General features: G+C 49.5%; 6 protein-coding genes and 2 pseudogenes. All 8 read right to left on the reverse strand.

Going from position 1 to position 8,358, the window contains the following annotated elements; genetic code table 11:
• Nucleotides 1–374 (reverse strand): annotated as a pseudogene (locus tag QZF50_RS21115) (ABC transporter permease); the annotation flags it as partial.
• Nucleotides 374–1,468 carry a microcin C ABC transporter permease YejB gene (locus QZF50_RS21120; protein WP_001471872.1) on the reverse strand — a complete coding sequence of 365 codons (1,095 nt, stop codon included), beginning with the start codon at nt 1,466–1,468 and terminating at the stop codon, nt 374–376. The gene QZF50_RS21120 and the pseudogene QZF50_RS21115, both read right to left, overlap by 1 nt.
• Nucleotides 1,469–3,283, reverse strand: coding sequence for an extracellular solute-binding protein (locus QZF50_RS21125; RefSeq protein ID WP_001748566.1), 1,815 nt, complete (start codon nt 3,281–3,283; stop codon nt 1,469–1,471).
• Nucleotides 3,284–3,364: 81 nt separating this feature from the next.
• Nucleotides 3,365–4,921 carry a cyclic di-GMP phosphodiesterase gene (locus QZF50_RS21130; protein ID WP_000470594.1) on the reverse strand — a complete coding sequence of 519 codons (1,557 nt, stop codon included), beginning with the start codon at nt 4,919–4,921 and terminating at the stop codon, nt 3,365–3,367.
• 180 nt (nt 4,922–5,101) lie between these two features.
• A complete protein-coding gene (gene mepS, locus QZF50_RS21135) occupies nt 5,102–5,668 on the reverse strand; it encodes a bifunctional murein DD-endopeptidase/murein LD-carboxypeptidase (protein WP_000241011.1) in 567 nt (188 codons plus the stop codon).
• A gap of 411 nt (nt 5,669–6,079) precedes the next feature.
• Nucleotides 6,080–6,793, reverse strand: coding sequence for a Kdo(2)-lipid A phosphotransferase (gene lpxT / locus QZF50_RS21140; protein ID WP_001296828.1), 714 nt, complete (start codon nt 6,791–6,793; stop codon nt 6,080–6,082).
• 38 nt (nt 6,794–6,831) lie between these two features.
• Nucleotides 6,832–7,818: a zinc-binding GTPase YeiR gene (gene yeiR, locus QZF50_RS21145; protein ID WP_000198822.1), complete on the reverse strand. Its 987-nt coding sequence runs from the start codon at nt 7,816–7,818 to the stop codon at nt 6,832–6,834.
• A 117-nt stretch (nt 7,819–7,935) separates the two neighbouring features.
• A pseudogene (locus QZF50_RS21150) lies at nt 7,936–8,358 on the reverse strand (fructuronate reductase); the annotation flags it as partial.

Below are 8,358 nucleotides of genomic sequence, written 5' to 3' on the forward strand. Positions count from 1 at the left end.
GTTCCCAGCCAGTTTTGCCGGGAGGGTGGAGAAGGGAAGGGCTTATCGGTAGCAAAGTAGATACTGGTAGCACCAAAGCGAATCGGTGCCCACAGTACCCAGCCGTTATTTTCCAGCCGTTGTTTCAGCCACGGGTCCTGATAATCAGCCTGACTTGCCAGCGGGCCGCCAAAATCGCTTTCGCTGTAGTTTTTCAACAACGGGAAATACCAACTGCCGTCATAACGTACCAGCAACGGTTTATCGTTGGCGATAAGTTCAGAACACAAACTCAAACCAAACAAAACGAGGAAAATCCATAACGACCAGTAGCCGCGACGGTTATGGCGAAAACGCGCCCAACGGGCCTGATTGACGGGGCTGAGTCGCGACATTAACGTCCCTCAAAATCTATACGCGGATCGACCAGCGTATAGCTGATATCACTGACAATATTCAGCAGCAGGCCAATCAGGGTGAAAATATACAAGGTACCAAACATTACAGGATAATCGCGCGAGACGGTCGCTTCGTAGCCCAGTAAGCCAAGGCCATTGAGTGAAAACATCACTTCAATCAGCAGCGAGCCGGTAAAAAACATGCTTATAAACGTCGCCGGAAAACCGGCAATCACCAGCAGCATGGCGTTGCGGAACACATGTTTCCAGAGAATATTTTTTTCACTTACCCCTTTCGCACGCGCGGTCACCACGTATTGCTTGCGCACTTCATCAAGGAATGAGTTTTTGGTCAGCATGGTCAGCGCCGCAAAGCCACCAATCACTGTCGCCAGCACCGGCAGCGTGATATGCCACAGATAATCGGTGATTTTCTGATACCACGGCAGCGAATCAAAGTTAGCGGAAACCAGGCCGCGTAGAGGGAACAGGTCGAAATAGCTGCCGCCCGCGAAGAAGACAATCAGCAGGATGGCAAACAAAAAGGCCGGAATGGCGTAGCCGATGATGATAAATGCGCTACTCCAGACGTCAAAGCGGCCCCCATTATAAACAGCTTTGCGAATGCCTAACGGAATCGACACCAGATAGATAATCAGCGTGCTCCACAATCCGAGGGTGATGGAAACCGGCAGACTGTCTTTAATCAGCGTCAGCACCGAGGCGCTGCGAAACAGGCTATCACCAAAATCAAAGCGGATGTAGTCCCAGAGCATTTTGAAGTAACGTTCGTGGATCGGCTTATCGAAACCGTAGCGATGAGTGATCTCGGCGATCACTTCTGGATCTAATCCGCGTCCGCCACGGTAATTACTGTCGCTGATATTGCCGACGCCCGTTTGCGCATGGCTGGCGCGAATACCTTCACCGCCTGCGCCGGGTAATACTCCGGCATTACCAAACTCAATGGCGGCGATGGCCTGGTCGACCGGACCGCCAGGCGCAATTTGCACGATGAAAAAGTTGATAGTGATAATCGCCCATAATGTTGGGATCACCAGCAACAGACGGCGAATCAGGTAAGCGCCCATCTACTCTCCCTGTTTGCTGGCGGACGGCAGTTTGGCCGCTTTATTAACGTCATACCACCAGGTATCGATACCCAGGCTGTAAACAGGGCGTACAGCGGGTTGGGAGAATTTATCCCACCAGGCGAGACGGTCTTCCGCCATGTACCACATTGGCAGCATGTAATAATTCCACGTTAATACGCGATCCAGTGCTCGCCCTAACGGCAGTAATTTTTCTTTATTTCCTTGCGCGGCAATAATTTGATTGATCAGCGAGTCGATAACCGGACTTTGCACGCCGGGGGCATTATAAGTGGAATTGATATATTCCGATGACCAGGAAATCTGTAAATCGGAACTGGGCCACGGCATCGCCCGCCATACGCGCGGCATCATGTCATAGTCGCGACTGCGCATGCGGTTGGTGATTTGCGAGTTATCCACCTTGCGAATGTCCATGTTGATACCCAGCCGTTGCAGGCTGTGCTGGAACGGCAATACCCACTGACTATTGCTGCTTGCGGGAAGCAATAATTCAAAGCTGAGTGGCTGACCCGTTGTGGCATTAACGCGTTGCTGACCCTTCAGCACCCAGCCCGCTTCGTTGAGAAGTTTGTCGGCTTTTAACAGGTTGTCACGATCGTAGCCATCGCCTTTAGATACCGGCGGCTGGTAGATTTGTGTGAAGACTTCTGGCGGTAGATCTTTTTTCATTGGTGCCAGAAGCACCAGCTCCGCGGCGTCGGGGTAATTTCTGGCCGCGTATTCGGTATTCTGAAAATAACTGTTCGTGCGACTCCAGGCATTGTAAAACAACGCCTTGTTCATCCATTCAAAGTCAAAGGCGAGGGTGATTGCTTCCCGGACCCGGCGATCGCTGAATACCGGACGTTGGATATTAAACGCCAGCCAGCGCGTATCCTGGGCTGATTCGTTCTTTTGCTCATCTTTGATGATGTATTTTTTATCGAAATTTTTACCGGTATAACGCGTGGCCCAGTTTTTAGCGTCGTTTTCCATACGCAAATCAAAGGCACCTGCTTTAAACGCTTCAAAGGCGACATTATCATCGAGGTAATAATCGTAGCGAATGGTGTCGAAATTCCAGCGTCCACGGTTTACCGGTAAGTTTGCTGCCCAGTAATCTTTCACGCGGGAATAGACAATATTTTGCCCCATTTTCCAGGACGTAATTCGGTACGGACCACTGGCAAGCGGAGGCGTGGCGAGCGGATCGCTAAGTTTGTGATCCTTCCAGTACTTTTCTGGAAATACCGGCAGCGAAAACAGACTCAACATATCTTCTTTGCCGGGTTTAGCTAACTCAATGCGCACGGTTAACGGCGCAATGGCTTTGACGGTGGTGCCTTTGTAGACCAGACGAAATTGCGGCACGCCTTCGGTCATAAATTTTTGAAAAGTAAACTCTACATCGCGGGCAGTAATGGGAGAACCATCATGAAAACGGGCGCGCGGATTAATAGCGACCTCCACCCAGGAATAATCGTCAGCATAGCGTGCGCTTTCAGCAATCAGCGGGTAATAACTGCCTGGTTCGTCATCGGAAGTCGTAAATAGCGTGTCGTACAGCTGCTCGGTGCGTGCGCCCGGGTTGCCGCGCAGTGCATAGCGGTTGAAATTATCGAAGGTACCGAGGGCTGACAACGTTATCTGCCCACCTTTTGGCGCGGCGGGGTTCACATAATCAAAATGGTTGAAATTAAACGCGTACCGGGGTTCGCCCAGCACGGCAAAGGCATAGCTTTCCTTGATAGCCTGCGCCTGCGCACCAAAGGTGAACAGAGCGATAAACAGCAGCAGTATGCGCACAATCATCTGCAACGGATTTCCTTTTACTCATCATTAGCCGCAATCCGGCATGCTTTCACTATGAATAATAAGGGACGTAAGCACACCTTACCACTGCGGCGTATACGGTTTCTTCAGCCAGCGAACAAAATCGTCCAGCGGTAACGGGCGACTAATCCAGTAGCCTTGCATGAAATTAACGCCGCGTTCGCTTAGCCATCGCGCTTGTTCCGGCGTTTCGACCCCTTCAGCAACCGTCAGCATATTGAGGCGTTTCGCCAGCGTCAGCACCGCGTCAAGTACGGGTGAAGTGATCGTTTCCGTACCGATGGCGTTGATAAATCCACGGTCAATTTTCAGATAATCGAGCGTAAAACGCTCAAGATAGATAAGCGCGCTGTGCCCGGTGCCGAAGTCATCAATAGCAATTTCTACGCCTACCGAGTGCAGCCAGGCGAAGAGTTGTGTGGCTTCTTGCTCTTTCAGCATATCGCGCTCGGTAATTTCCAGCACAATCTGGAAATGGTGTGCGGGTAGGGAAGTGAGCAGTTTCTGGATATCTGCTTTAAAGCTTTCGCTGTGCAGATGGTCCGGCGCAATGTTAATGCCAAATTTGACGCCTACCGGCAGCACTTTTTCTAATTCTGCGGCATCGCGGGCAATTAACTCAAACAGATGCTGAGTCAGCGGCACAATCATCTTTTGCGATTCGGCAAAGTTAATGAAGGCATCCGGGGGAATTTCTCCCGCGACAGGATGCCGCCAGCGTAGCAGTACTTCCAGGCCCGTTACTCGCAAAGCTTGTGTATCCACCACCGGTTGATACGCCACGTAAAATTGTTCGCGCTTGATGGCGGTCATGATTTCTCTGCCGGGGCGCATACGTACGCTCATCAGGTAATAGCAGAGCAGGCCAACGACAGTTCCACTCATGCCGCCCAGTAAAAATGCGTACCACACATCGTTCCATGTCCAGTCATCTGCATAAAGCCGAACGGTCAGAGGAATGCCCGCAATTTTAGTTTCACGGACTGGCATGTCGGTTAATTCGTTAACGTTCATCAAACGTGAAGAAAAGGTAGATAGCGCAGTATTGCCAATAATGAGGGCGACGCCATCGTAATCTTCCTGCCGTGAACTATAAAAGAGTGAAGGCGTCAGGTTGAGATTCAGAGCGGCAAAGACGCCGCTATTTTTCAGCAAAGGGTTGCGATACCAGATGACGATTGCGGGTTTGTTCGGCACCATCGGCGTGCCGGGTAAGATCGCCATATCGACATTTTTATTAATGTCGAGCGCCGGAATCAATTCATTGAGTGGAATGTCCATCTCACCGGTCGCAGATGAACAGAATGTTTTTTTATCTTTCACCAGCACAAACGTACGGACATTCATGCTAAACGCCGCGCGGGCGGTCAGTTCGGGGTTAGCCTGCTGGCAGGTATCTAAGGTCAGCGGCTGGAGCCGGTCAGTAGTGGATTTCAGGTCGGCAAAATAGGTATCGAGATACTTTTGTACGTCGGTAATCAGTGTGTCGTATTTGACTTCGTGCTTATGCCAGGCCACTAAAAACTGAAGGCAACTCACCAGTATCGCAATCATCACGCCTGCAACAATGCAGGTAAGCAGGAGCTTACGTCCAGAATTGGGAGCGCGTATGAACATGATTCCGTTAATTTCCTGAAATTACGACAACATTTAAAAGATAACAATGACCGGACTATAGCCTGGATCAAGACGCGGAAACATCATTTTCTCTGATGAATGAAAACAAAAAAGCACTGCCTAAGCAGTGCTTTCAGTTAACTCGTTAGGATAGCCAAGGGATTGCATCCAAACGGTTTATTAGCTGCGGCTGAGAACCCGGCGTGCTTCGTTGTAACGCTTCTTCCAGTACGGTTCATTCATGCTGGAAATAATAACACCACTGCTGGTGGAAGCATGGACAAACTGATTGTTGCCGATATAAATACCGACATGGCGTCCCGTTGAACCGGCACGGAACAGAACTAAATCACCCGTACGCAAATTACTGCGGGAAACAGATTTACCCATTTCCTGCTGTTCGTAAGTCGAACGCGGAAGTTCTAAGCCAAATTGCTCACGGAATGTACGCTGTACGAAACCAGAACAATCGATACCTTTTTTAGTGCTGCCGCCCAGACGATAACGTACGCCTTTCCAGTCAGCATACTGATCCATAATTCGCGATTTTACGTCGACATTACGAACCAGGTTTTCAAATTCATCCTGAGAAGCTTGCAGTGATGATGTTTCACTACCCACTGCACGTGTCTCAGGATGCATATTCTTTGCGGTGTTATTTGCACTACATGCAGAAAGCAGAACCGCTACTGCAATCGCGGGGATCCCGCGCAAGATATATCTCAAAATCGGTTGAGATTTGACCATGTTGTTTGTTTTCCCTTGAAGTCCTTAACGACAAATATCGTTATAAAAAAATGCCAAGCGACACGAGACTAATTACCTGGGCATGTTGAAACAATTCCTTAAGGCCAAATCTGTGGACTAACGCACAAAATTATATGCTGTGAGGATAATCTACCGCCGAGGCAAAACGAGTTCGAGATTACCCGATTGGTGCGGTCTTGGCGAGCGGTTTTACATGATTTTTTATAAGAAAAAGTGATACAGAAAGTTAATAAGCGGGATTGGTCAATTAAAGTACGATTGAGTGAAACGCATGCAATCCATTCATTTACTTAGAGAATGATTTTTGCGCGCGATGGATGAAAGCACGGTGCGCATCATCAGGATTATCCTCACTATAAAAATAAGCCTGATGATGTTAATTACTGTGAGTTATTTGTTTTGGAAATGTTTGTTTTTTCCCGGTAGTGATTTGTCAAAAAAGGTGATTAATCGATCACTTAATGGCGTCAGCAACACCCAGGGCAAACCGATCAATATCACGGTCATCGAACCGACAATGATGTCAGTAAACCAGTGTGCGCCAATCATTACTCTGGGAAATGCAAAAACCACAAAAATAATAAGGGCGATAAGGCCTGCAACTTTGCCGAAATAACGCCACATGAATGCCGAAAAAATAAGCAGCATCATGCCGTGATCGCCGGGAAAGCTATCTCGTGAGGCATCTTTCGTGGGAACAGAGAGCAGTTCGCTGACGCGGTTAATATCGGTAAAAGTCAATGTTGGGCTGGCCCGTTTTACAGGAATTAATGCCTGACCCAGCTGGTTTAATACCACTGCAGTTAATAGCATGACCAGACCCATAATCACGATACGTCGTCTGCCAGGGGCGTTTTCTTTCAGCCAGAAACTCAGCATCAACATTCCCATCGCCAGCAGAGAACAACCGTCGAAAGCGCGATTGTTGGTCAATGCAACCAGCCACAAAAAGGCCTTACTTTCGACCAGTTTCTGATTAAAGAAATAAAAAATATCCGCATCAATTGGCAACCAGAATCCATGATTAACGGGAATATACCAGGAAAGAAACAGCGCGAGGCCGACAATATTCAACAACACTATTTGCGGCAAATTTTTAATCATATTTTCTCTAATTATCTTACTGAAAAACGCAGGCAACCTTACGCGGTAGTCGCTAAACGAAGCTTCAACAGCGCGCTCTGCAAAGCATTCCAGTCAGCTTCGCTGCTGGAAATCAGCTCAATACGGCTGTCCGGTGGCGCAACGTTTTGCGTTTCAATGTGCAGGTCATCGCCCTGACGGTTGATTCGTACCAGCCCTTCGGGAATACGCAGCACGCCTTTGACGCGTTCCACCGGTGCAAGTCGCGCCCATTCCAGAATGCCAATGGTGTCGAATACCGTATCAGCGTCGAATATCCAGCCGCAGGCCTGATATCCTTGCCCGCTGTTCAGACTGCGACGCCAGCGTTGATGCTCTGGCAGGCTTAACGCTGCTAACCCTTTTTTCACGACATGCTGATGAGAATGCGCGGCGCTGGCGGGCAACTCGGCTAAATTGCGACGCGGCAAATCCAGAAGATGACCGTCAACTTTCCCATGCTCACTGTGAATTAATTGTCGATCGCCACCATTTTGCTGCCACCAGCGCTGTAGCGCTTGCTCGCTTTCAGGTGTCGCACGGTCGGATTTATTGGCGACAATGATGTCTGCGGCAGCCAGCTGGTCACGGAAGTTTTCATTGCTGGCGCTTTTTTCGTCCAGCAGCAGGCGTGGATCGAGAATGCACAACGTGGCGCGCAGATCTATCCACGGTTCATAGACTGGTGCGGTTAAGAGATCGAGGATCTGTTTCGGATGGCCCAGCCCGGTCGGCTCTATCAACAAGCGGTCTGGTTTTCCCTGACGCAGTAAGGTATTCAACCCTACCTGCATGGGTAAACCATTAACGCAGCACATGCAGCCGCCGGGGATCTCTTTCAGCAATGCGCCGCTGTCGGCGAGCAAAGCACCATCAATTCCGACTTCCCCAAATTCATTAACCAGTACCGCCCATTTTTCGTTGGGATCTTTATGGGCTAACAGATGAAGAATCGACGTGGTTTTCCCGCTGCCGAGAAAACCGGTGATGAGGTTGGTCCTGGTCACAACGGCTCCGCAATACTCTGGTAAGTTAACTGAGCGTTAATCCTGGCTAAAAAAGGCAGAAAAGAGAAGGGGAGAGCGGACGAAGGTGAGCTTCATCCGCTTTAACCGCAGAAATCGTTAAATTTTGAGGGTGTTTAATAGCGCCTGATGTGCGCCGAATTGTACGATTTGTTGCCAGGCTTGTTCGATGGCCTGCACAAAATGCGGGTTATCTGGCAGATCATCACCGAAAACTTCACGCAGGGAAAGCAGGGCGGTTACGCGTTGTTCACTGCTGCTGCCCGCAACAAGTTCGCGAATTTTATCGCTAAGCGGATCGCGAACATCAATGGCATTTCCGGCATCATCAACGCCGCTGACGTAACGCATCCAGCCAGCAACGCCTAATGCCAGCAACGACCAGTCCGTTTCGCACCCCAGATGTATGCGAATACCTGCCAGCATACGTTGCGGTAATTTCTGGCTACCATCCATTGCGATTTGCCAGGTCTTATGTTTCAGCGCCGGATTAGCAAAACGTGCAATTAACTTGTCCGCATA

The sequence above is a fragment of the uncultured Escherichia sp. genome, from assembly GCF_948475835.1.
In the GTDB taxonomy this organism is placed as follows: Bacteria; Pseudomonadota; Gammaproteobacteria; order Enterobacterales; family Enterobacteriaceae; genus ECMA0423.

Coding starts and splice junctions, on each gene's coding strand:
- QZF50_RS21125 (WP_001748566.1), bottom strand. CDS start 3,283: ATGATTGTGCGCATACTGCTGCTGTTTATCGCTCTGTTCACCTTTGGT.
- QZF50_RS21130 (WP_000470594.1), bottom strand. CDS start 4,921: ATGTTCATACGCGCTCCCAATTCTGGACGTAAGCTCCTGCTTACCTGC.
- lpxT (WP_001296828.1), bottom strand. CDS start 6,793: ATGATTAAAAATTTGCCGCAAATAGTGTTGTTGAATATTGTCGGCCTC.
- mepS (WP_000241011.1), bottom strand. CDS start 5,668: ATGGTCAAATCTCAACCGATTTTGAGATATATCTTGCGCGGGATCCCC.
- QZF50_RS21120 (WP_001471872.1), bottom strand. CDS start 1,468: ATGGGCGCTTACCTGATTCGCCGTCTGTTGCTGGTGATCCCAACATTA.